General features: G+C 45.2%; 20 protein-coding genes and 2 tRNA genes. All 22 read left to right on the top strand.

What is annotated here, in order from left to right:
- Window positions 1–181 precede the first annotated feature (181 nt).
- The 22 genes from K8S19_11760 (at window position 182) to K8S19_11655 (ending at window position 24,373) form a co-directional block, all read left to right on the top strand.
- Entirely contained in the window at window positions 182–1,561 is a 1,380-nt protein-coding gene (locus K8S19_11760) for an efflux RND transporter periplasmic adaptor subunit (protein ID MCD4814353.1), read from the top strand.
- A gap of 39 nt (window positions 1,562–1,600) precedes the next feature.
- Window positions 1,601–4,804: an efflux RND transporter permease subunit gene (locus K8S19_11755; GenBank protein MCD4814352.1), complete on the top strand. Its 3,204-nt coding sequence runs from the start codon at window positions 1,601–1,603 to the stop codon at window positions 4,802–4,804.
- 1 nt (window position 4,805) lies between these two features.
- Entirely contained in the window at window positions 4,806–7,169 is a 2,364-nt protein-coding gene (locus K8S19_11750) for an efflux RND transporter permease subunit (GenBank protein ID MCD4814351.1), read from the top strand.
- Window positions 7,166–7,879, top strand: coding sequence for an efflux RND transporter permease subunit (locus K8S19_11745; GenBank protein ID MCD4814350.1), 714 nt, complete (start codon window positions 7,166–7,168; stop codon window positions 7,877–7,879). Before K8S19_11750 ends, K8S19_11745 begins: the two co-directional genes overlap by 4 nt.
- A 170-nt stretch (window positions 7,880–8,049) precedes the next feature.
- Window positions 8,050–9,939 (top strand): TolC family protein, encoded by a 1,890-nt coding sequence (locus tag K8S19_11740; protein ID MCD4814349.1) that lies wholly within the window; start codon window positions 8,050–8,052, stop codon window positions 9,937–9,939.
- 209 nt (window positions 9,940–10,148) lie between these two features.
- Entirely contained in the window at window positions 10,149–11,465 is a 1,317-nt protein-coding gene (locus tag K8S19_11735) for a homoserine dehydrogenase (GenBank protein ID MCD4814348.1), read from the top strand.
- Window positions 11,461–12,552 (top strand): threonine synthase, encoded by a 1,092-nt coding sequence (gene thrC / locus K8S19_11730; protein MCD4814347.1) that lies wholly within the window; start codon window positions 11,461–11,463, stop codon window positions 12,550–12,552. Before K8S19_11735 ends, thrC begins: the two co-directional genes overlap by 5 nt.
- Before the next feature lie 5 nt (window positions 12,553–12,557).
- The gene (locus tag K8S19_11725) at window positions 12,558–13,850 is read left to right on the top strand and encodes a cofactor-independent phosphoglycerate mutase (GenBank protein ID MCD4814346.1); all 1,293 of its coding nucleotides are present in this window, start codon (window positions 12,558–12,560) and stop codon (window positions 13,848–13,850) included.
- Window positions 13,792–15,081: an aspartate kinase gene (locus tag K8S19_11720; GenBank protein MCD4814345.1), complete on the top strand. Its 1,290-nt coding sequence runs from the start codon at window positions 13,792–13,794 to the stop codon at window positions 15,079–15,081. Before K8S19_11725 ends, K8S19_11720 begins: the two co-directional genes overlap by 59 nt.
- A gap of 194 nt (window positions 15,082–15,275) precedes the next feature.
- On the top strand, window positions 15,276–15,602 hold the full coding sequence (gene trxA, locus K8S19_11715) for a thioredoxin (GenBank protein ID MCD4814344.1): 327 nt from the start codon (window positions 15,276–15,278) through the stop codon (window positions 15,600–15,602).
- Window positions 15,587–16,534, top strand: a complete 948-nt coding sequence (trxB, locus tag K8S19_11710) for a thioredoxin-disulfide reductase (GenBank protein MCD4814343.1) — start codon at window positions 15,587–15,589, stop codon at window positions 16,532–16,534. Before trxA ends, trxB begins: the two co-directional genes overlap by 16 nt.
- A gap of 181 nt (window positions 16,535–16,715) precedes the next feature.
- Window positions 16,716–17,915, top strand: a complete 1,200-nt coding sequence (locus tag K8S19_11705; protein MCD4814342.1) for a pyridoxal phosphate-dependent aminotransferase — start codon at window positions 16,716–16,718, stop codon at window positions 17,913–17,915.
- Between the two features lie 121 nt (window positions 17,916–18,036).
- Window positions 18,037–20,676, top strand: a complete 2,640-nt coding sequence (gene secA, locus K8S19_11700; GenBank protein ID MCD4814341.1) for a preprotein translocase subunit SecA — start codon at window positions 18,037–18,039, stop codon at window positions 20,674–20,676.
- Window positions 20,677–20,793: 117 nt separating this feature from the next.
- A tRNA-Phe gene (locus K8S19_11695) sits at window positions 20,794–20,869 on the top strand.
- A 43-nt stretch (window positions 20,870–20,912) separates the two neighbouring features.
- Window positions 20,913–20,988 (top strand) — tRNA-Thr (locus K8S19_11690).
- Window positions 20,989–21,032: 44 nt separating this feature from the next.
- Window positions 21,033–21,308, top strand: a complete 276-nt coding sequence (gene rpsP, locus K8S19_11685) for a 30S ribosomal protein S16 (protein MCD4814340.1) — start codon at window positions 21,033–21,035, stop codon at window positions 21,306–21,308.
- Entirely contained in the window at window positions 21,305–21,535 is a 231-nt protein-coding gene (locus K8S19_11680; protein MCD4814339.1) for a KH domain-containing protein, read from the top strand. The genes rpsP and K8S19_11680 overlap by 4 nt, the downstream gene beginning before the upstream one ends.
- A 17-nt stretch (window positions 21,536–21,552) precedes the next feature.
- Window positions 21,553–22,068 carry a ribosome maturation factor RimM gene (gene rimM, locus K8S19_11675; protein MCD4814338.1) on the top strand — a complete coding sequence of 172 codons (516 nt, stop codon included), beginning with the start codon at window positions 21,553–21,555 and terminating at the stop codon, window positions 22,066–22,068.
- Window positions 22,069–22,088: 20 nt separating this feature from the next.
- Window positions 22,089–22,853: a tRNA (guanosine(37)-N1)-methyltransferase TrmD gene (trmD, locus tag K8S19_11670; protein ID MCD4814337.1), complete on the top strand. Its 765-nt coding sequence runs from the start codon at window positions 22,089–22,091 to the stop codon at window positions 22,851–22,853.
- A gap of 2 nt (window positions 22,854–22,855) precedes the next feature.
- A complete protein-coding gene (gene rplS, locus K8S19_11665; GenBank protein ID MCD4814336.1) occupies window positions 22,856–23,353 on the top strand; it encodes a 50S ribosomal protein L19 in 498 nt (165 codons plus the stop codon).
- 17 nt (window positions 23,354–23,370) lie between these two features.
- Window positions 23,371–24,006 (top strand): ribonuclease HII, encoded by a 636-nt coding sequence (locus K8S19_11660; protein ID MCD4814335.1) that lies wholly within the window; start codon window positions 23,371–23,373, stop codon window positions 24,004–24,006.
- Between the two features lie 4 nt (window positions 24,007–24,010).
- Window positions 24,011–24,373 carry a YraN family protein gene (locus K8S19_11655; GenBank protein MCD4814334.1) on the top strand — a complete coding sequence of 121 codons (363 nt, stop codon included), beginning with the start codon at window positions 24,011–24,013 and terminating at the stop codon, window positions 24,371–24,373.
- The last annotated feature ends 93 nt before the right edge of the window (window positions 24,374–24,466 follow it).

Here is a 24,466-nt window from a genome sequence, read left to right as displayed (position 1 = left end):
TTAGTCCGGGTTTTTCCTGGATAATATCACGGGAATGAAGCGGGAGCGGCATAATGCGTTTTTATAGATTATAGCCAAATCCCTGTGCTGATTCGGCACCGGCATTTGCCCCGCATACGCGGGGCAAGCTGGGCAAGTCCGCCGGACAAGCGAGCGGGGAAATTGAATTCTGGAGGGTGTAATGAGCCCATTGTTTGGTAAAGGTAAAAAAGACGAGGATAAAGATCCGGATAAAAAATCTCCGGATGAGGAGCGGAAAGAATCAAAATTAGTATCTTCTTATAATCTGACATATGATCAGATTAAGAAACAGGAAATGGGTGGTTCTAAAGAGGAAAAGACGGCCGAGGAAATAAAATCCGATGCGGCAAAAACAGCTGAGCCGGATAAGAAAAAGGCTGCCACTCGTTTTTCCCGCCTGGCCACGCAATTTAAAAAAGTGGATGTCAAAGGACAGGTTGAGGCCATTCGCGAACAGCAAGAAGGGAATGTTTCCGGTTTGGTTGGCTGGTTTAAGGAACATAAACTGGTTGCCATCATCAGTATTGTTGTTGTGGGGATGTTTTTGGCATGGGGAGTTTCCAAACTTCTGTTCAAGGAGAAAAAACAGGCGGCTGAAACCACAGGTGTTGCAGTTGCGGATGTTGGAACACGTGTTAATGTTTTAAAAATAAGCAAAACCGATTTTTCGGACTCTATTTTAGCCATGGGAAATATTAAAGGGTTTGCTCAAGTCAATCTCGGCTTTCAGCTTGCTGGAAACGTATCAGCTTATTATTTTCGTGAAGGAGATGAAATCAAGGCAGGCCAGATTATTTCTCAGTTGGATCCGCAGGAGCAATTGCTGAAATATGAACAAGCCAAGGTGAATTATTCCAATGCGCAATCTCTTTATGATTTGGGCGCCATTATTCCCTCTAAACTTGAAGAAGCACGGATTAATGTTGAATTGGCTGAAACAGAATTGGGTAAGACCGCAATTATTGCCCCTTCGGACGGAATTTTGGGGAGCCGGGATGTTGAAATAGGCAGCGCAATAAATCCAAATATGAAAATCGGGACATTTCTTGATATTGATGATGTTTTTGCAGAAGTTGGAATTATGGAAAGGGAAATCAACAAAGTTGTTCTGGGTCAATCAGTAAAAATTAGTGTTGATGCCTATCCTGATCTTGATTTTGGCGGCACAGTGACCAATGTTGCTCCTATGGTGAAGGGGAAGAGCAAAACACTCAATGTTAAGGTTCAAATTGCCAATCCGTATCGTCTTTTGTTGCCGGGCATGTTTGTTCGTGTCCGGATTAAGATATTTGAAACCAAAAATGCAATTATTATACCGCGTCCGGCTTTGAAGAAAGTCAAGGGCGCTTATCATGTGTTTGCGGTGAACCAAAATAATAAAGCTGAATTCAAAACCGTCAAATTGGGTTATGTGACCACTGATAATGTTCAGATTACCGAGGGACTCAATGAAGGGGAATTGGTGGTTGTTGAAGGGATGGAAGAATTAAAAGATGGTGCCAAGGTTCAAATCATGGAGTATCAAAGCGCCGCGTTTTAGGATCAGGCAAATGAACAAAACAACAGCGAGGATAAGAAATTGATTGAAAATGCACCGAAATTTGCTGTTCGCCGGCCTGTTTTCGTGGCGATGATTTTTACGGCAGTCATATTATTGGGCGTTATTTCCTATTTGCGGCTTCCGCGTGAATTGTTTCCGCCGATTACCTTTCCGCAACTCACTGTACTGACGAATTATGAGAATGCTGCGCCGGAAGAAATTGAGGTTTTGATAACCAAACCGATTGAAGACGCCTGTAGTTCTGTAAATAATGTCAAACGGATCAATTCGACATCGCGCGAGGGTGTTTCGCTGGTCATGCTTGAATTTGCCTGGGGAACGTCCATGGATTTTGCCGCATTGAATGTCCGCGAAAAAATCGATTTGGTCAAAGAAAAATTACCGCGTGAATCAGAAGATCCCATTGTCATGAAATATAATCCTTTTGAACTGCCGGTGATGACTTTGTCGGTTTCTGCTGATATGCCGTTGCATGAGGTTCGGGAAATTTCCAAAAAAATCATCAAAAATCAGATTGAAAAATCAGAAGGGGTTGCTTCTGTTCAGATCACAGGCGGCTTGGACAGGGAAATTTTGGTTGACCTGGATCTGGGACGTTTGAATGCCGCCAAAATTTCATCACTTTCGGTGATGGAGGCGATTAAAAATTCAAATGTGAATTATCCGGCAGGTACGATTCATGGGCATTTTTATGATTATCTGATCCGTACGATGGGTGAGTATACCTCGTTGGATGAAATTGAAAAATCGCCGGTAGGTCTTGATAAAAGCGAAGAATATGAGGCACAGGAACAGCAGTTGCTGCAACTCAACCAGATGCCGCTGACGCAGCCGGCGGATGATGTGAAGCGATATAAAGATAACCGGGTGATATTGCTTTCAGATATTGGAAAAGTATACGATACGTTTAAGGAGAAAACCTCGATTTCCCGTTACAATGGCAGGGAAAACATTTCAATTACCATTCAAAAACAGGCCGGCGGTAACACGCTGGAAGCAGTTGATAATGTTAAAAAGGCGTTAACAAAATTAAAAGCTGATTTGCCCCGCGGGCGTAATATCCGGATCATCACGGTTTATGATCAGTCTGTTTTTGTAAAAAAATCCATCAACGGTGTATTTAAGGATGCGGCGGTTGGAGGGATTTTAGCCTTTATAGTTATTTTGATTTTTCTCCGGAATTTGCGCGCTTCCATCATCGTGGTTACCTCTATTCCGATCGCGATTTTGGCCACATTTTCTTTGATGTATTTTTCGGATATTACCTTGAATATGATGTCATTGGGTGGCTTGGCGCTGGGCATTGGTCGTTTGGTGGATGATGCGATTGTCGTTATTGAAAATATTTATCGTCATTGTCAATTGGGCTTGAAACCCAAGGAAGCGGCTGTGATCGGTGCAAGTGAAGTGTCTACCGCAGTTGTCGCTTCGACATTGACGACGATTGTTGTGTTTTTGCCAATGGTGTTTGTGAAAGGGGTTGCCGGACAGCTTTTTTCACATCTGGCTTTGACAGTGACTTTCTCCCTGCTCGCATCCACCATGGGTGCCATGTTGTTGATTCCGATGTTGGTCTCGCAGGGCGGCGAGAGCCAGCTGGATGAAGTGAAATTTCTTCGTTATTTTGAAAAACATCTTAAAGCATTTGAAATGTTTTTTATGAAAACGCTTGATTGGTTTATGAAAAATAAACGCGTAAGTATGGGGTTGGTTGTATTTCTTTTTATTGCTGCGATGGTTTTATTTATTCCACTCAAAAAAGAATTTATGCCCAAAGTTGACCAAGGACAATTTGTCATTAAAATTAATCTTCCCACCGGGGCGTTGATTGATGTGACGGATAGGGTTTCCCGGCAGGTGGAGGATATCCTGCTGGCTATTCAGGAAATATATAATGTGACTCTCAATATTGGATCTTCCAAGGATGAGGATGCCGGGCAGGTGGCGGATGCAATGGGATCGCACCAGGCGACCCTGATGATCAATTTGAAAAAGAAGCGGAAACGTTCAACCAGCGATGTGGTGCAGGAAGTCAAGGATAAGGTGGAAAAACTGGATACCGGGCCGGCCCGATTTGAGTATCTGGTACAGGACAGTGCTTTGAAGGTCTCAGCCTTTACCGGCGGGGCACCGATAGCTGTGATCATTAAGGGGACTGATCTTAGTTTGATGGCAAAAATGACCAAAGATGTGGAAGAACTCCTACTGGAGATAAAAGGTCTCTATGGAATCAAAAATACAATGGTGGAGGAAGCACCTGAAACCAAAGTGTATATCCAGCGCGATAAAGCGGCCTTATATAATTTATCTGTAGATGATATTTCACGGACAGCTAAAATTGCGATTAAAGGTGCTGTGGATACGAAATATAAGGAACCGGGAAAAGATGAGGTCGACATTAGACTTCGTATGCGTCCGGAGGACAGGAAAAACGTAACTGATTTACGCAATTTATATATCCATTCACCGCTTGAACTTCAGGTGCCTTTAAATGAAGTTGCCTATATTGGTGTGGGCGTCGGACCTTCGGAAATCAAGCGGCAGGACAGACAACGTTATATCATGGTGACGGCGAATATTTATAAACGCAGTTTAAATGAAGTCATCAATGAAATAAGGGGGCGACTGGCCAAGTACCCGGTACCGGATGAATATTTTATTTATCTGGGAGGCGAGAGCGAACAAATGAATGAATCTTTCCAGAGTCTGGCATTTGCCCTGATTCTTGCCGTGGTGCTGGTCTACATGATTATGGCCTCACAGTTTGAGTCCCTGATCCAGCCGTTCATTATTATGTTTACCGTACCTCTTTCTCTGATCGGTGTGACGGTTATTCTTTTTATGACCGGAACCCCGGTTTCACTGGTGGTTATTATCGGTATGATTATGCTGATCGGGATTGTTGTGTCCAATGGGATTATTTTAATTGATTATACCAATTTGTTACGTGAACAAGGTGTGCAGGCAGAGGATGCGATTATTCGGGCCAGCCGGGTGCGGATGCGTCCGATTCTGATGACTGCTTTTTCCACCATCATTGCCCTGTTTCCATTGTCAATGGGTGGAGAATTGATGGCACCTTTAGCGGTTACGGTTATCGGCGGACTGGCATCTTCCACCTTTCTGACGATAGTGGTTATTCCGGTGATTTATTTGCTGGTGGACAATGCTCAGCATCGTATGGCAGTACTGCTGAAAAAGCCGGTGGAGGAGGTTTCCTGATATGGGATTACCGGCATATTTTATTAAAAAACCGGTTACGATTATTATGATTTTTACCGGCATCAGTATTTTGGGTGCTGTTTCATTGTCACAGCTACCGGTTGAATTAATGCCCAATACAAGTTATCCGGTTGTGACCATCAATATCAGTTATCCGGGCGTTCCGCCCACCGAAGTTGAAAATATGGTGACCAAGAAAGTGGAAGAATCCGTTTCCACCTGCGCCCATCTGAAAAATATTGAATCTTCGTCCGAGGATGGAAAATCCGAGACGATCCTGGAATTTGAACCCGGGATTGATATGAATTTTGCTGCGTTGGAAGTTCGGGAAAAATTTTCCAAAGTTCGTAATAAACTTCCCAAAGGCATTCGCAAACCGATTTTGGGAAAATATGATGTGGCGGATGCGCCGGTTATGATTGTGGCCATGCTCTCGGAAACCATTCCGACGGAGTATATGCGGGAAGTGGCGGATAAGGAGCTTAAAGAGCCCTTGAACCGGGTGGCGGGTGTTTCCAATGTAGAAGTTTCCGGTGGACGGGAGCGTAAAATATTATGCGAGATAAATCAGAGCCGCTTGCAATCATACGGTCTTTCCATTGAACATATTGTAAAAGTACTGCATGACAACAATGTGAACTTGTTGGCGGGAAACTATGAAAAAGGTGATTACCGTTATTTGGTGCGGGCGATTGGTCAGTTTAAAACCGTGGAAGGTATTAAAAAAATAGGTCTGGCAGCCTCTCCGGAAGGCATGATTATTAGAGTCGGAGATGTGGCCAGCGTAAGGGATTCCTTCCTGGAAGCTGCCGGCTATGCGCGTTATGATACCGCGCCCACGGTCTCGATCTATGTGCATAAAGAGCGTCAGGCCAATACCATCGAGGTCTGCGAAGGGATTAAAAAATCACTGGAAGAAATGAAACCAAAAATGAAAAAAGGGATCCGTTTTGTAACCGTGATGGATCAATCAGTCAGCATTAAAACGGCCATATCAACCGTGAAAAGTGCTTTGTTTAGCGGTGCGATATTGGCTTCGCTTATATTGGTCATTACTTTGCGGAATTTACGCAGCCCGTTGATTATTGCACTCTCGATTCCTTTAGCAATTATTGCAACTTTTACAGCTATGTATTTTTTGGATATCACCCTCAACACCATGACGCTTTCCGGATTGGCACTGGCTTCGGGAAGTCTGGTGGATGCCAGTATTGTTGTTTTAGATAATATTTTTAAGAAAAACCAGGAGGGCATGCCGGTACGCGAAGCTGCAGTGGTTGGCAGTGAAGAAGTAGGTTTTGCCATTATTGCATCCACGATTACGACAGTAGTGGTTTTTATTCCGATTATTTTTGTGAATAAGGAAATTCGCATGCTGTATGAAGGACTGGCCATGACAGTTATTTTTTCGCTCACGGCATCACTGTTTGTTGCCCAGACATTGCTGCCGGTTATGGCCAGCCGAATGCTGAAAGAGGTCAAGGTGGAAGAGAAAAAATGGGTGGAGGGCGCACGGGTTCCTTTGGGGAAAACTTTCGCAGGGATTTATCGCCGGCTGCTTACCCTGGCCATCCGTTATCGGTATCTTTTTTCCCTGGTTCTCCTGATTTTGCTCGGTCTGGCGGTTTACTTAAACACCAAGCTGGGATCGGAATTCATGGGGAGTGTGGAGCAAAATAAGGTGACTGTGAATTTGACACTGCCGGCCGGTACCAAACTGGATATTTCCAATGATATTGTTAAACGGGTGGAACGGTTCCTGGCAAAAGTTCCGGAAGTGAAAAATTTATCTTCATTGGTGGAACAAAACCGTTCGGAAATCCATGTTGAATTCAAACCTGCCTATCAGCGTAAACGGTCTACCAAAGAAATTTTGGATGATCTGCGTCCTCAATTGGTCCAGTTTAGACCTGCCTACGTTTATTTTGAAGAAAAACAGGAAGTGGGCACGAAGACGTTGGTGCTGGATTTATTTGGATATGATTACGTCATATTGAAACAGCTTGCGATCTCGATTGCGAACAAGCTGGAGACCCTGCCAGGCATGACAGATGTCCGTATTCGGATGAAAGAAGGGCGTCCTGAAATGCGTTTCCATGTGGACAAAGCCAAAGCGGCGCAGTTTGATATAAATGTCAAGACCATGGCGGAAGAAATCAATACGCAAATGCGTGGGGTTATCGGGACTGATTTTCACACGAATGCCGGAATTGAGATTGAGACCATCGTACGTTTGCAGGAGAAATTCCGCAAGACGCTTGATGATATTAACAAATTGACGGTTACGGCACCCAACGGTGATCAAGTTTACCTTACGCCGGTTTGGGTCCGTCGGAAATATGGCGTAAAAACAAATCACGCATGATTCAGACTTCAGCCAGTGTATCAACGGATCTTGGTTCGGCAGTTGAAAAAGTCCGTGACGCTTTAACCGGGATCGATTTTCCCAAGGGTTATTATTACCGTTTTGGCGGTAACTACGATAAAATGATCGAGAGTGCCCGGCAGTTAAGTCTGGCGGTGATTCTTACCGTCATATTGGTGTATATGGTATTGGCCGCTTTTTTTGAATCTTATTACCAACCGTTTATTATTATGTTTTCCGTGGTCATGGCGATTATTGGGGTGGTCGTTGCTCTATACATTACCGGCAAGCCGAAAAGTGTGGGGGTTTTTATTGGTATGCTGATGTTAGCCGGCATGGTGGTCAATCCGGCGATTATTTTGGTGGATACGATTAATCTGCTGGTATCCCGGGGAAAACGTATGTTTAGCGCGATTCTAGCGGCTTCGCAAAGCCGTCTGCGACCGATCTTCATGACAGTTTCAACCGCAGTGTTGGGATTGCTGCCCATGGCACTTGATCGCAGCGAGGGCTCGAATTTATGGTCGCCCCTGGCAATCACGGTAGTGGGTGGATTGATTACCAGTACGGTATTAACCTTACTATTCATTCCTTGTGTCTATGTGATTTTTGAAGACATTAAATCCAGCTCTCAAAAAGTACTTGCATGGATCAGCCGAAAATTATTTGGTGCGCCGCGTGTGCAACCAACACAGGAAGAATCGGTTTAATAGGTTAACCGCGAATTCCCCGGTGCGGGGAAACTGAATAAGAAACCCATTGCATTTTGGCTGGGAAGCCGGGAAGGCAGCGGGATGGCAAGTATAATTTGTAACAGCTTATAGCGGTTTTTCAGTTTTTGAAGCGGGGAAATTTAACTATCCTTTATAGGGAGAAGATTATGTGGAAGAAGTATAAGTTATTTCTCTTGATCATGATGGTCGTTTTGGGCGGTATCATGCTGCAACCTGTTCAGAGTCCGGCACAGGAAGCGGATGATCAGGAAGAATACGAAGTTATTTATGAAGACCAGGATGAAGAAGATTGGGCTGAATTCGCGCCGGAAGGCGAAGAATTTGAGTATGAAGAAGTGGTGGTGGAAGACGATGTTGGTGAAGGCGAGGTGCCAACTGAATCGACTGAGGACATCGAGCAGGGTGCTGAAGAGTATTTTCCGGAACCGGAGTTTGAAGAAGAAATATTGGAAGGTGAACAATTATCTGATGAGGAATTGTTGCCGGCAGTTATTGAAGAGGAAGAAGAATTTGAAATTGAAACCGGTGAATTGGGTGAACTTGAAGAAGATAGTGGCGGGGAGGATGAAGAGTATGAGGATGACTATGAAGAGGTTGTTGAGGAATACGAGGATGAGTATTGGGAAGATGAATATGCTGACGAAGACTTGGCGGAGCTTGAGGAAATAGAAAGTGCCTGGGAGGAATCGCAGAAAATTCCGACAATTTTGACTAATTTGGAAGATTGTAAACGTGTCGCGCTTCTGAATGATCCGCGTGTGCAGGTGGCACTGCGGGAACATGAGTATGAAAGATACAAAGTGCTTGAATCGGAAAGGGAATTTTTGCCGGCCGTCAAAGCGAATTGGGAAAAACAGGAAGGCAGTTCAGGCGGTGAAGGCGGCGAAGGCGGCGACGATGATTTTTCCGGTTTGAAATATGGTCTGGAAACAACACAAATTATATTTAATGGCGGAAAACTTATCTATGAATTGAAGCAAAATAAGACCAATTTGGTGGTTGCTAAGAAAAAACATGAACAAGCCAGACAGGAAACCATCTACAAAGTGGAAAAAGCTTATTATGAATTGGTAAAAACTCAGATGGTTTTTGAAATTCAGGCTGATTTATCAAAAGCCGCCGAGTCTGCGCTTTCATTTTCCCGTGAAGCATACCGGCAAGGACTTAATTCCTATCAGGAATTTTTGAATGTTCAATCACAGACGGACCAGACCTATTATCAGCTGCTTTCCTCTCAGCAGGATATTGCATTGTCTGAACTGGAATTGCGTCAGGCCTGCAATGTAGACGCTTCGATCGGCATTCAGATTAATGCAGTATTGACATTCACTGATTTTGATTTTAATTATTCACTTGATGAGTGCCTTGGTCTGAGTTTTAAGAACCGGCCGGATCTTGCGGTGAATGAGTACACGACGCTGGCGGATCTATACGGTATCAAGATATCCATGGCAGAGGATATGCCGAAACTGGAGTTTGTTGGTCAGGTGGGAAAAAACGGTCAGAGCCAAAAAGGGGAAGGCCTTGAACTCAGTGATGAATGGTCGATGAAACTCCAATTATCCTGGATTCTGGGAGCCAATTCAGCGCAATATTCATGGGAGAACAAGAAGAGTGTTCCCACGGAGTTTGGTCAGCAGGATAATACCAAGGATTCCAAAACGCAAAGTGTTACCATGGGATTGTTTGATAAACTGGAGAATTTTTCCAATCTGGCCAAAAGCCGGGTGGAAAAAGCGACCTCCGAAGCTGATCTTATTGAGCTGCGCGGCAATGTTGCCAATGAGGTTGAAGAGAATTACTTTAATTATCAAAAGGCCATGACCATGGTCACGGCATCTTTATCAAAAATTAAATTTCGGGAAAAGGATTTGGAGATCAATCGTGCCAAGCAGATGATGAATGAAATTCCACTTTCGCAGGTTTTGACCTCTGAGCTTCAGTTGGGCGAAGAACGGGTTAATTATGTTCAGGCATTGGCGGATTACTATACCTCTATTTCCGGGTTGTTTAAAGCAATGGGTTTATCAAAATAGCGGCTGGAATTTTATCCTATCGTTTTTTTTATCAACAAAACCGGCAATCATCACGTGATGGTTGCCGGTTTTGTTGATAACCCAAAAGACCCTTAAAACAAAGGAAAAAATGTAAAGTTGGCAGGACTTGGCACTTGACAGGTCGTTATGGACATCAGTATAATGCCGGGATTGAATTTGGTACTCTGGGAAGGAGCTGTTTTTAAATGATGACGCAATCAATCAATGTAGGCTTGCTTGGTTGGGGGACGGTCGGTACGGGTGTCACCAAGATATTACTTGAAAGTCCTGATCTGTTAAAATTACGCGCTGGTGTTGATTTGAAATTGAAAAAAATTGTGGATTTGGATATTACCCGCGACCGTGGGATTCGCGTTGATCCGGAATTATTAACCACACAGGTGGATGATGTCATTAATGACCCGGATATCCATATTGTTGTTGAGCTGGTCGGAGGTATTGAACCGGCAAAAACATTTGTGCTTAGGGCTTTGAAAGCCGGGAAGCATGTTGTGACAGCCAATAAAGCATTACTTTCAGAGCATTGGGACGAGCTCCAGCAGACCGCCCGGGAATCAAAAGCAGCTATTTATTTTGAGGCGGCAGTGGGCGGCGGTATTCCTGTGGTGCAGGGGTTGAATGATGGGTTGGCGGCCAATCATGTAAAGGCTATTTACGGAATCATTAATGGAACAGCGAATTATATCCTGACTGAGATGGGAAAAGGGCATAATTATCATGAGGTGTTGCAAGCAGCGCAGGAAAAAGGTTATGCTGAAGCTGATCCGACACTGGATGTCGGCGGCGGTGATACCATGCATAAATTGGTTATTTTGGCCTCGCTGGCATTTGGGAAACGGATTGAACCCAAAGATGTCTATTTGGAAGGGATCACAGAGCTTACGGCACAGGATATTCTGTATGCACGTGAGGAATTGGAACAGGAGATAAAGCTTCTGGGAATTGCCAAGCAAGATGAAAATGGGAAAGTTCAAGTGCGGGTACATCCCACCTTGATTCCGGAAAAACATTTATTGGCTTCTGTGCATGGGGTTTACAATGGTATTTATGTCATTGGGGATTCAGTCGGGCCGACAATGTTTTACGGTAAAGGTGCCGGTGAGATGCCGACTGCCTCGGCAGTGATGTCGGACGTGATATTCATTGCCAGAAATATTCATATGGGTGTGGCGGATAAGGTGCCGGCAGTGTATTATTTACCTCAGAATAATAGTGGGAAACTCGTTATTGAACCGATTACAGAAATTCAATCGCAATACTATCTGCGGTTTACAGTGAAAGAAGAAATTGGCGTTATCGCTAAAATTGCCGGTATTTTAAGTGAGAAGGGTATTTCGATTGAATCGGTCATTCAAAAGGACACGAATAAAGAAAACAGCGTTCCAATTGTTTTTATGACGCATACGGCCAAGGAAAAGGATGTTTGTGATGCTTTGGAGACGATTGATAAATTGTCATTTTCTGTTCAGCCAACGCTTAAGATAAGGGTAGAGACCATTGATTAATAGAGGACTTATATCAAAATATAGAAGATTTTTACCCGTGACAGGTAACACACCCATTGTGTCGCTACATGAGGGGGACACACCGCTTGTGCCGGCACCATCGTTGGGGAAATTATCGCAAGTTACAGGGATGGCAGTGTATTTGAAGTTTGAAGGGGCAAATCCAACCGGATCGTTTAAAGACCGGGGAATGACTATGGCGATTTCTAAGGCCAAAGAAGCAGGCTCAAAAGCTGTTATATGTGCTTCAACAGGAAATACCTCAGCTTCTGCTGCTGCGTATTCTGCGCGTGCCGGATTGGATTGTTATGTGGTTTTGCCCAAAGGTGCCATTGCATTGGGAAAGCTTGCCCAGGCTATGATGCACGGTGCGAAAGTTATTGCAATTGAAGGAAATTTTGACCAAGCCCTGGACATTGTTAAAGAAATTTCTGAAAAACACAACGTAACTCTTGTAAATTCAATAAATCCATATCGCATAGAAGGTCAGAAAACGAGTGCTTTTGAGATTGTCGATCAACTTGGCGGACGTGGCCCTGATTTTCATTTTATTCCGGTGGGAAATGCGGGTAATATCACAGCGTATTGGAAGGGCTATAAAGAATATAAGCGAAGCGGTCGAATTTCACGTTTGCCCCGTATGATGGGATGGCAGGCAGCATTGTCGGCACCCATCGTAAAAGGCAAGCCCATCAAAGATCCGATAACCATCGCGACTGCGATAAAAATCGGCAATCCAGCTTCATGGCAATCAGCGGAAGAAGCCAGGGATGAATCCAAGGGTATGATTGGTATGGTTACGGATAATCAGATTTTAGCTGCCTATCGGCATCTGGCCCGAGTGGAAGGGGTTTTCTGTGAACCTGCCTCAGCGGCCTCGGTTGCCGGTTTTATGAAAATAGCCAAATCGGGCTATTTCAAGCAAAATGCTTCTCAGGATTCTGTGGCGGTTTGCATTTTAACCGGACATGGTTTGAAGGATCCGGATCGGGCCATTGATCAGTCCAGTCAGTTTAAAACCTGCAAACCTAAAATGGCGGAGGTTATAAAATTAATGGGTTTGAAAAAAACGATTAAGAGGAAGTAATTATTATGAAGTATATACTATTAGTTGGCGATGGCATGGCGGATCATCCGCATCCCGATTTGGGAGGGAAAACACCCCTGCAAGCAGCCAAGACACCGAATATGGATTTTCTTGCCCAAAAGGGTACCTTGGGGACCACGCATACATTGGTGGATGGGTATCCGTTGGGGTCGGATGTGGCAAATTTGGTGCTGATGGGATATGATCCGCGGAAGTACTTCTCAGGCCGCGCCCCTTTGGAAGCTGCTAATATCGGCGTTGATTTAGGGCCCAAAGATGTTGCGTTTCGTTGCAATCTGGTTAATATCAAAAAGAATATTATGGAAGATTTTTCCAGCGGACATATTTCAACGGAAGATGCAAAACCGTTGATTAAAATGTTGGGACAGAAATTAGGTTCAGACAAAATTAAATTTTACTTGGGCACCAGCTACCGTCATCTGCTGGTATGGCGCAGTGGTCCTTTAAAAATAAATTGTACCCCGCCGCATGATATTAGCGGTAAGGAAATCACGGAGCATATGCCTAAAGGCACAGGTCAAAAGGATGTCAGCCGGCTGATGGAGGATTCCCGGTTTCTTTTGGAAGGACATGAAGTGAACCGCGAAAGACGGCATGACGGTAAACCACCGGCGAATATGATTTGGCTGTGGGGGCAGGGGACAAAACCGAACATGCCGACAATGACGGATAAATATCATCTCACCGGCGGGGTTATTTCGGCAGTTGATCTTATTAAAGGAATTGGATTGTATGCCGGTTTGGAGGTAATTAAAGTTTCCGGTGTTACCGGGTATTTGGATACCAATTATGTCGGCAAAGCGGAAGCTGCGTTGAAGGTGTTGAAAAAACATGATTTTGTTTTTGTGCATGTTGAGGCGCCGGATGAATGCGGCCACAATGGGGACGTGCAGGGGAAAGTCAAAGCGATTGAAGATTTTGATGTCAAAGTTATTGGGACGATTCTCAAGGGTCTGGAAGGCCGGCAAGACTATAAAGTAATGGTGATGCCCGATCATCCCACACCGTTGGATGTACGGACGCACACCAATGAATCTGTACCGTTTATTATTTATCAACCCGGCCGGGAAATAACCCATGGCCAAAACGGCTATGATGAAGAACAAGCCAAAGCAACCGGGTTGCATATTGAAGAGGGTTGGCATTTGATGGATATTTTTATTACTGGGAAATGGCCGGAAAACAGTGATAAGCAAGGTCTGCCCACTCCGGTAGACGATGTGGCAGGTGCCGGGCAAGGCGAATCATCTGAGCCGGATAAGGCCAAGGAGGCTTAGGGAATTGGCAGGGAATATTACAGTCATGAAATTCGGCGGTGCCACCTTGGCATCGGCCGAACTGATGAAAGGTGTTGCGCAGAGAATTGTTGAAGTGAAAAAAAAGGGGCGCAATGTGGTGGTGGTTGTTTCGGCGCCCGGTGATATGACGGATGAATTGATTGCCAAAGCCAGAGCGATTACAGCGTATCCCGATGAAAGGGAAATGGACATGCTGTTGGCTACCGGTGAACAGCAATCCATCGCACTCATGGCGATTGCACTCAAATCGCTGGGATGCGATGCTATTTCCTTTACCGGGCCGCAAGTTGGCATTGTAACGGATGATGTTCATAATAAGGCGCGGATTGTTAAAATGGGCGGAGAGAAAATTCATAAAGCGCTGCACTTAGGGAAAGTCGTGATTGTTGCCGGATTTCAGGGTGAAACAGCAGAAGAAGAAATCACAACGCTGGGCAGGGGTGGTTCTGATTTAACGGCGGTTGCTTTGGCGGCTGCCTTGGATTCTGATATTTGTGAATTTTACAAAGATGTTGACGGCGTTTTTACAGCAGATCCGAGAATTGTGCGGGATGCATCCAAGCTTGCGAGGCTTTCCTATGATGAAATGCTGGAAATGGCAAGTTTAGGGGCGCAAGTACTGTATAACCGGTCAATTGAATTTGCCAAAAAAAACGGTATTGTTTTACATGTCCGGTCAAGTGTCAAACCTGATTCCGGCACTCTCATTATGGAGGAGGTTGAACAGATGGAAGGCGTATTGGTATCAGGTGTCACCCATACGAAAAAAGAAGCGAAAATCACCATTCTCTGGGTTCCGGATCAGCCGGGAATTGCTGCGAAAATATTCGGACGTTTGGCCGGAGAGGATTTGAATGTTGATGTGATTGTTCAGGACGTTTCAGAAGAAGGAACGACAAATATTTCCTTTACCATTCATCAGGATGAGCTGACTCGAGCCAAAGGCATTGTGGAACAATTGGTGCAGGAACTCGGTGCAAAGGGGTTTGAGGCGGACGAACATATAGGAAAGGTCAGTGTGGTAGGTGTCGGCATGAAAACCCACAGCGGTGTCGCGGCGGCTATGTTTCAGGCGTTGTCTGAAAAAGGGATTAATATTGAGATGATCTCCACCTCGGAAATTAAAATTTCAGTCATTTTAAAAGAAGAGCGTGTTGAAGAAGCGTTGCAGGCAATTCATGACAAATTCAAGCTTTCCAATTTGACGTGAATAAGACGGTTATGATTGATAAACAAAGTGATCGTGAACAGTGCGGGGAAATTCACTTCTCCCCCCAATGGCATTTGACAGTCCTGGGGATTATTTATGGGTTATTAATGATTGTTTATATAGTTTTGAAGCTGTTTATTTAAGCATGTTGGTTGGGCCAACCAACATGCACAGATTGCGGTGAAAGGCAGGGGATGAATATGGATGTGACAGACCAGACATTTGAGTCGGAAGTCTTGAAATCGGAAACTCCGGTGATCGTGGATTTTTGGGCTGCATGGTGTACCCCGTGTCGTATGCTCTCGCCGGTGGTTGAAGAATTTTCATTGGAATACAAGGGAAAGATTCGGGTCCTGCGACTGGATGTTGATGCCAATCCGAACATTGCCGGTCGCTTTGCGATTTTTTCAATCCCTTCATTATTGTTTTTTAAGCAAGGCCGCTTGGTTGACCAGATCGTCGGCGCCTGTACAAAATCAAAGATTATTTCTGTTGCCGGCAACGTATGGGAGGAAGTGTGAGCGAAAAAGAGAAGCGAATTTACGATAATGTGATTATCGGTGCAGGTCCGGCGGGATTAACTGCCGGGTTGTACGCAATCCGGGCGGGACGGAGCGTATTGGTGCTGGAACAACTCGCGCCGGGTGGTCAAGCAGTCACCACATGGCAGGTGGATAACTATCCAGGTCTGCCGCATGTGAATGGCGCGGAATTAATGATGAAAATGAATACGCAGATACAGGAATTTAATGTTCCCATTGTGCTGGATCAAGTGATCCAGGTTACCCCGGGGGATGTTCATACGGTTCATTGCGCGGGTGCGGATTATTCCGCGCGGACGGTTATTATTGCTACCGGTGCGATTCCAAAGAAATTAGGCGTTCCGGGTGAAGATGCTTTTCGTGGACGGGGTGTCTCTTACTGTGCAACCTGTGATGGTGCTTTTTTTAAGGATGTTCCGGTGGCCGTGGTCGGCGGTGGGAATACCGCGCTGGAAGAGGCGGAATTTCTTACCCGGTTTGCCTCAAAAGTCTATTTGATCCATCGGCGGGACGCTTTTCGTGCGGATCAGATTATTCAGGACCATGTATTGAAAATGTCTAAGATTGAGACGGTGACCCCCAAAGTGCCTTTTCGCATTGTAGGCGGCGAGCAGGGCGTACAAGGTATTGCAATTGGGCCGCGCGACGGTAAAGAGGAAAAGGTGATTGAGGTAAAAGGTGTTTTTATTTTTACCGGACTTACCCCCCAAACGGGATTTGTGAAAGAAACGGTTTCGCTGGATAAGGGTGGTTATATAAAAACGGATCAGCGGTTCATGACAACTCAACCCGGAATTTTCGCAGTCGGAGATTGCCGGGACAATATCGTCAAACAGATCATTGTCGCCGCCGGAGAAGGTGCCGCTGCCGCAGTTTTGGCGGATAAATATTTGCAACCTGCCGGCATCTAATTATTGCATGTCCGGTTTTTTTCACAATACCAACCTGTGGGCTTCTAGGGGATCACTAGCATAAAAACCTTGTTTTTCAATGCAGTTGTATAAGGAATGGAATCTTTACTTGTCAGGATGATTATGATAATATTTTTCGCACTATTGAATCATATAGTTAGCCAGATTGAAGGAGGCGTGTATGCAAATCGCTAAAAGGATGAAACGGGTATCACCTTCACCAACATTGGCCATTGATTCCAAAGCCAAACAGCTTAAAGCGTCCGGAATGGACATTATTAATTTTGGGGCAGGTGAACCGGATTTTGATACGCCGGATTACATTAAAAAAGCCGGTATTGAAGCCATTCAAGCCGGGTATACAAAATATACTCCAGCTTCCGGTTCGATGGAATTAAAAGAAGCGGTTTGCGAAAAATTAAGCCGTGAGAATGGGTTGGATTATTCCGTGAAACAAGTGGTTATTAATTGCGGTGCCAAGCATTCGATTTATAATATTTGCCAGGCTGTCCTGGATCCCGGCGATGAAGTGATTATTCCGGCGCCGTATTGGGTCAGCTATCCTGAAGCGGTGAAACTTGCCGGCGCCAAGCCGGTTGTTATGAAAACAACGGAAAAAAACGGTTTTAAAATTACGGCAGCTACGTTGCGCCGCCGCATTAAACCCAAAACAAAAATGCTGATTCTTAATTCGCCGAGTAATCCTACCGGCGCGGTTTATAACGAGGAAGAACTCAAAGATATTATGCGTGTGGCGATTGTTAAAAAAATCATTGTGCTTTCAGATGAAATTTATGAGCACTTGATTTATGACAATGAAAAACATGTATCGCCGGCAGCCGTCCTGCCAAAAGCCAAAGACTGGACAATTGTGGTCAATGGCGTCTCTAAGGCTTTTTCGATGACAGGTTGGCGGATTGGTTATATCGCGGCACCTGAAGAGGTGATTGCCACGATTGCCAAGCTGCAAAGTCACTCCACCTCCAACCCTGCGAGTATTTCCATGAAAGCCGCACTGGCTGCATTGACTAAACCCATGTCGGCATTTGGCGAAATGAAGAAGTCTTTTGAAGAAAGACGGGAATTTGTGGTCGGGAAATTAAATGCGATTCCCGGTGTTACTTGTGAAATGCCGCAAGGGGCTTTTTATGTTTTTCCGAATATCGGCGGGTTACTGGGTAAAAAACTGGGGAACAAAACAATCAGTACCAGCATGCAACTGGCGGATCATCTTTTGGAAAATGCGCAAGTGGCGGTTGTGCCGGGAGATGGTTTCGGTGCGGATGAATTTCTGCGTATTTCTTATGCAACCTCTCTCGATAATCTTAAAAAAGGATTGGATAGAATTGCCAAAGCATTGGCCGGAAGCAAGCTTAAATAAAAATCAACAGGCTTATCCGGCAGGAAAGAACCGTCGTTTTTCAGCACTTGTTTTCGAGGGTGTTTTTAACCTGTTGTTGAGGGAGCACGTTACCCTGGCAGGATAATCAAGGGAGTTTATGATGTTAAATCAAATTTTGACTAAATTTTTTGGTACTAAATCGTCGCGGGATATAAAGCGTCTGATGCCATTGGTTGAACAAATCAATGGCCTGGAACCGGAGATGCAGAAATTAACGGATGAACAGCTGAGATCCAAAACCGATGAATTTCGGAAACGGTTACAGGCTGACGAGACCCTGGATGACTTGTTGATAGAGGTTTTTGCGGTTGTACGTGAAGCTTCCGTGCGCAGTATGGGGATGCGCCATTTTGACATGCAGCTGAAAGGCGGCATTGTACTCCACGAGGGGAAAATTTCCGAGATGAAAACCGGGGAAGGAAAAACCCTGGTGGCAACATTGCCGGTTTATCTCAATGCGCTGAGCGGCGATGGCGTTCACGTGATTACGGTGAATGATTATCTGGCGGAACGCGATTCGTTGGGGACGGGTAATTTTCGCGGGATGGGTGAGATTTACCGTTTTTTGGGGATGACAGTTGGATGTATCAAGCACGGACTGGATTCGCAGGAACGCAAGGCTGCCTACGCTTGTGATATCACCTATGGGACCAACAATGAATTTGGATTTGATTACCTGCGGGACAATATGGCCATTCATCCGGAGGAACGTGTTCAACGCAAATTGAATTTTTGTATCGTCGATGAAGTGGATTCGATTTTGATTGATGAAGCGCGGACACCGTTGATTATTTCAGGGCCCACCGAAGAGTCGACGGATAAGTATTACCGGATTGATAAAATTATCCCGCGGTTAAGTGCTCAAACCGATTACACCAAGGATGAGAAATCCCGCACGGTAGTGATGACTGAAGAGGGCGTTGCGCATGCCGAGAAACTTATGAATGTAGGCAACCTTTATGATTCGAAAAATGTAGAAATTCTTCACCATATCAATCAGGGTTTAAAGGCGCATGTTATTTTTGTCCGTGATCGGGATTATGTTGTTCAGGATAATCAGGTTATTATTGTAGATGAATTTACCGGGCGGCTGATGCCGGGCAGGCGTTTCTCGGAAGGATTGCATCAAGCGCTGGAAGCCAAAGAGAATGTCCGTATCCAGCGGGAAAACCAGACGCTGGCTTCGATTACGTTTCAGAATTATTTTAGAATTTATAACAAACTTAGCGGCATGACCGGTACGGCGGATACGGAAGCGGAAGAATTCAATCATATTTATAAATTGGATGTTATTGTGATTCCGACCAATCGTCCTATGGTGCGCAAGGATCGGGGGGACCAGATTTACCGCTCAGAACGTGAAAAGTTTGAGGCGGTCGCTTTGGCGATCAAAGAATTTAATCAACTGGGTCAACCCGTTTTGGTCGGAACGATCTCCATTGAGAAAAACGAAAAACTTTCCGCATTGCTTAAAAGAAAAGGTGTGCCGCACCAAGTTTTAAATGCCAAGCAGCACGAGCGGGAAGCTGAAATTATTGCACAGGCCGGTCAAAAAGGTTCTGTGACCATTGCGACCAACATGGCAGGACGCGGAACGGATATTGTATTGGGTGAAGGTGTCCGTGAATTGGGTGGATTGCATATTATCGGTACGGAGCGGCATGAGAGCCGGCGGATTGACAATCAGCTTCGCGGACGTGCCGGACGGCAAGGTGATCCGGGATCATCCTGTTTTTATGTTTCTTTGCAGGATGATTTAATGAGGATTTTTGGGTCCGAACGGGTGGGAGGGATGTTGGAAAAATTGGGATTGCAGGAAGGTGAGGTTATTGAGCATCCCTGGATCACAAAAGCTTTGGAACGGGCTCAACGGACTGTGGAAGGGCATAATTTTGATATTCGGAAACACTTGTTGGAGTACGATGATGTCATGAATAAGCAGAGGACCGTGATTTATGGCGAAAGGACCCGTGTGCTGGAAGGCGCGGATTTGCATGAACATATCCTGGGCATGATTGATGATATTCACGATGACGCACTGCCTGAAATGACCCCGGAAAAGATCTATCCGGAAGAATGGAACTGGGAATCCATCCATACCTGGGGTCAGCAGTATAAAGCTGTATTCACCTGGAGTGAGGAAGATATCCCCGGTGTTAATCGGGAAATTGTTGCTGAAGAGTTTAAAAAGCAGGTTTTGAAAGGTTTTTCAGATCAGGAAACATCTTTTGGAGCTGACGTGATGCGCCAGTTGGAGCGTGCCTTACTGCTGCAGATTGTGGACCAGCGCTGGAAGGAACACCTTTATGATATGGATAAACTTAAAGAAGGGATTGGACTGAGGGCATACGGGCAAAAAGATCCTCTCCTGGAGTACAAACGCGAGGGTTTTAATATGTTTGCCGACATGATTCTTCAGATTAAGCAGGAATTGATCCAACTTTTGTTGAAGATTCAAGCATTTCAGAATCCGGATCAAGGACCGAGGGCTTCTATGCCTTCACGCTGGACAGAATCCAGGGAAGAAATTGTTCCGACACAAAAATCAGGGTATCAACAATCCGATGTGCCTGGCGTTATGCCGTCAATGCCAGGTGGTCCCCGGGATATGAGTCAGGCTATTCCAGCCGGAGGCATGGTTAAAACTGAACCGATTCGGCGCCAGACACCCAAAGTCGGGAGAAATGATCCCTGTCCTTGTGGTTCCGGGAAAAAATATAAGAAATGCCATGGACAATAGGCCAGGCCGGATTATGTTTTCGTTAGTGGGAAAATGAAATTGAGTTGACATTCAAAACTTGATTTGCTAATATTTTGAACCTGATTTTCCAATCCTTCGGCATTGTGAAAATCACATGCCGCGATAGCTCAGTCGGTAGAGCAGAGGACTGAAAATCCTTGTGTCGACAGTTCGATTCTGTCTTGCGGCACCATACAAATAACAGGATGAGAAATCCTTTTATATATGGGTTTTTGGCCGGTGTAGCTCAGGTGGTAGAGCAACGGTTTCGTAAACCGTGGGTCACCAGTTCGACTCTGGTCATCGGCTCCAGAAGATTTAATGCAACATATTAATATAGAGGTGGGTTAAGAAAAATGGCAACTATTATAAAACTTCAACGCAGAGGAGCAGTTCACAGACCTTTTTGGCATATTGTTGTAACTGATTCCAGAAAACCCAAGGGATGCGTTGAACAACTTGGTACCTATGATAATTTGAAAAAACCAATTAAATTAACGCTGGATGAAGAAAAGGCTGCGTGGTGGGTATCCCGTGGGGCCAAACCAACTGATACGGTGCACAGGATTTTTCATAAGCAAGGTGTTTTGAAAAAGGCTGAAGAATTGGCAGCGGCTGAGAAGAAAGCGTGAAACAACTGATTGAGTATATCGCAAAATCGTTGGTGGATAATCCTGATGCAGTACACGTAACTGAGCAAACGAGTGGCGACGGGACCGTTTTAGAATTGAAAGTGGCAAATGAGGATCTTGGCAGAATTATTGGTCAAAAAGGCCAGACCGTCAAAGCACTCCGGCAATTATTAACAGCAGCAGCCACTAAAACTAAAAGTAAGGTTTCCTTAGTCATTCAAGAATGACTAAGGAAACCATCGCAGTGTCGCCGGATGAAGAATGGGTGATGATCGCCAAAGTCGGCGCGCCTCATGGTGTGAGTGGCGAGGTTAAAATATTTTCACTCAGCGATGTTTCCGGGCGCTTTGAAAATCTTAGGTGTGTGCACTGGATCGGGAAACAAAAAAAGGCGCAACGACTCACAGTGGTATCCAGCAGACCCTGTGAGCGTTTTATTATACTGAGATTTCAAGAAATTCAGGACCGGAATCAGGCGGCAGGGTTAACCAACGGTTGGTTGGCATTGCCGAAAGTCCAGCGGGGAACACTTTCACCGGATAATTATTTTATTGATGATATCATCGGGCTTACGGTGGAAGATCAACAAGGGCGGGTTCTGGGAAATGTTGTCGATGTTTATCAGACAGGGTCGAATGATGTTTACGAAATCAGAGGCAGCGGGAAAAAAGAAATGATGCTGCCGGCCCGTAAAGAGATTATACTGAAAATTGATCTTGAACAAAAAAAGATGATTGTGAAAATCCCGGAAGGGTATTGATGATGATGCGGAAACGGTCTTTGACCGTGAATATTCTTACATTGTTTCCGGAACTTTTAGAAGCATCTTTTTCTCAATCAATTTTGAAGCGTGCAAGAATGAAGGGCCTTTTTGAATCACGCCTGATTAATATTCGTGATTTTTCAAGGAATAAACACCGAATTGTTGATGATAAACCCTATGGCGGCGGATGTGGTATGGTGATGAAAGTTGAACCCATCGCACGTGCCTTGGGCAAAGTGGAGAAAAACGGCGGGACCGGGAGTGTCTATCTACTCTCGCCGACCGGCAGACGTTTTGACCAAAAAATGGCGGAACAACTGGCGCAGGAGAAAAAATTCACACTGATTTGTGGTCGTTATGAGGGTGTTGATCAGCGTGTCGAAGACCGGTTGTGTGATGGTGTGATCTCAATTGGTGATTATGTATTGACCGGGGGCGAACCGGCGGCGGTGGTGGTTGTGGATGCCGTGGTGCGGTTGCTTCCGGAAGTTTTAGGCGCGGATGATTCAGCGGCATTTGATTCGTTTTCAGATGGATTGCTGGATTACCCGCATTTTACCCGGCCTGCGAAGTACCGGTCGTGGAAAGTTCCGGAAGTTCTTTTTTCCGGGAATCACAGGAAGCTAAGTGCATGGCGTCGTGAGCAGCAGCTGAGGCAAACATATATGCACCGGCCTGATTTGCTTGAAAATGTTGAATTGAATTCCGCCGATCTCGAGGTTATTGGGAAATTGAAGGAAACCAAAAGACGGCGAAGGACTGGTAGGAGGTCCAAGACATGAATATTGGAGCAACAATTAAAGGTATTGAAAAAGAGCATTTGAGGAAAAAGCGCATGCCTGGTTTTAATCCGGGAGATGTTATCAAAGTTTTCCTGAAGATTAAAGAAGGTGAGAAAGAACGTATTCAGGTTTTTGAGGGGACCGTGATCGGGCGCAAGGGTGCCGGCATCAATGAAACCATCAAAGTGCGCAGGATTGCTTCGAGTGTCGGCGTGGAACGTACCTTTTTGATTAATTCACCCATGATCAACGAGATTAAAGTTGTCAAACGCGGTGAAGTGGCAAGGGCGAAACTTTTTTATCTACGCGGTAAGACCGGTAAGAGTGCCAAGATTAAACAAATGCGTCGTGACAAACTTATGCAAATCCAGGCGGCGGAACAAAAAGCGATTGAGGCTGAACAAGCAGCATCAGCTCTGGAAGCAGCTGCTCAGGTCCAGGCGCAAGAGGCCGCCAAGCAGGAAAATGAAACAAAACCGGAAGAAAAAATCGAGGCATAAATGTGGGGAATCAATCTCTGCTGGATGAGGTTAATTTATTAGACCGTTTTGCACTGGAAAAACAGGCAAAACAAGCAGGACATCAGAACGTGGCCGGCATTGATGAAGCCGGCCGCGGTCCTTTGGCCGGCCCGGTTGTGGCGGCTTGCGTGATATTGCCGGAAAATATTCAAGGTCTGGAAGATGTCCGGGATTCAAAAAAAGTATCTCCTGTAAAAAGAAGAAACCTTTTCATGCTGCTCCACGAGCGTGCCTGCGATATTGGTGTCGGTATTGTGGATGCGCAAACTATTGATAAAGTAAATATTTTGCAGGCAACCTTTTTGGCCATGCAGCGGGCCGTCAATAGTATTGCCAACAAACCGGATTTTTTGTTAATCGATGGAAACCGCATGCCCGCCTGGGCCGGAAATGCCAAAACCGTTGTGTCCGGTGAAGACCATTCACTCTCCATTGCTGCGGCATCCATTATTGCCAAAGAGACCCGTGACCGTATTATGAAAGATTATGATCACCTTTATCCGTCTTGGGGATTTGCACAGCACAAAGGCTATGGTACTGCGGCACATATCACAGCCATTCGTGAACATGGGATCTGTGAACTTCACCGCAAAACTTTTGCGCCGATTCTTCAGATGGATTTTTCTCAATAAAAAAATGAAATCAAAAGGTGACTGCGGCGAAGAGCAGGCAGTGCTGTTTCTGGAAGATCAGGGATTGGAAATTATCACACGCAATTATCGCTGTGTTTGCGGAGAAATTGATATTATTGCCCGTGACGGTGAGACCCTCTGTTTTGTTGAGGTGAGAAGCCGTACGCATGCTGATTTTGGCACACCGCAGGCAACTGTCGATAAAATCAAACAAAAAAAAATCATTAAGACCGCACAACTGTATCTTCAGAAACATCATAAAAGCGGGGGAAAGATTACCTCACCCCTATTGCCGGCATGCCGGTTTGATGTTGTTGCGTTGCTTGCAGGTCAATCGCCGGAATGGTTCAAGGATGCCTTTGTATAGTTGGTAAGGGTCGTTTGGCCACGATCAGACGTCAACCGGAAGGGGACTACATTCCTGCCTTATTTCAATTGCATCTGTGTATCATCTGTCCGA

This window comes from bacterium, from assembly GCA_021108215.1.
In the GTDB taxonomy this organism is placed as follows: Bacteria; Oederibacteriota; JAAXVQ01; order JAAXVQ01; family JAUVAV01; genus JAIORK01.
This window is presented reverse-complemented; position numbering and strand designations above follow the sequence as displayed.

What these genes read in the sequence shown, in the direction of transcription:
- K8S19_11705 (MCD4814342.1), top strand. Translation starts at nt 16,716, where the DNA reads ATGCAAATCGCTAAAAGGATGAAACGGGTATCACCTTCACCAACATTG.
- secA (MCD4814341.1), top strand. Translation starts at nt 18,037, where the DNA reads ATGTTAAATCAAATTTTGACTAAATTTTTTGGTACTAAATCGTCGCGG.
- K8S19_11735 (MCD4814348.1), top strand. Translation starts at nt 10,149, where the DNA reads ATGACGCAATCAATCAATGTAGGCTTGCTTGGTTGGGGGACGGTCGGT.
- K8S19_11760 (MCD4814353.1), top strand. Translation starts at nt 182, where the DNA reads ATGAGCCCATTGTTTGGTAAAGGTAAAAAAGACGAGGATAAAGATCCG.
- K8S19_11740 (MCD4814349.1), top strand. Translation starts at nt 8,050, where the DNA reads ATGTGGAAGAAGTATAAGTTATTTCTCTTGATCATGATGGTCGTTTTG.
- K8S19_11750 (MCD4814351.1), top strand. Translation starts at nt 4,806, where the DNA reads ATGGGATTACCGGCATATTTTATTAAAAAACCGGTTACGATTATTATG.
- trxA (MCD4814344.1), top strand. Translation starts at nt 15,276, where the DNA reads ATGAATATGGATGTGACAGACCAGACATTTGAGTCGGAAGTCTTGAAA.
- rpsP (MCD4814340.1), top strand. Translation starts at nt 21,033, where the DNA reads ATGGCAACTATTATAAAACTTCAACGCAGAGGAGCAGTTCACAGACCT.
- K8S19_11655 (MCD4814334.1), top strand. Translation starts at nt 24,011, where the DNA reads ATGAAATCAAAAGGTGACTGCGGCGAAGAGCAGGCAGTGCTGTTTCTG.
- K8S19_11725 (MCD4814346.1), top strand. Translation starts at nt 12,558, where the DNA reads ATGAAGTATATACTATTAGTTGGCGATGGCATGGCGGATCATCCGCAT.
- K8S19_11745 (MCD4814350.1), top strand. Translation starts at nt 7,166, where the DNA reads ATGATTCAGACTTCAGCCAGTGTATCAACGGATCTTGGTTCGGCAGTT.
- K8S19_11720 (MCD4814345.1), top strand. Translation starts at nt 13,792, where the DNA reads ATGTGGCAGGTGCCGGGCAAGGCGAATCATCTGAGCCGGATAAGGCCA.
- trxB (MCD4814343.1), top strand. Translation starts at nt 15,587, where the DNA reads ATGGGAGGAAGTGTGAGCGAAAAAGAGAAGCGAATTTACGATAATGTG.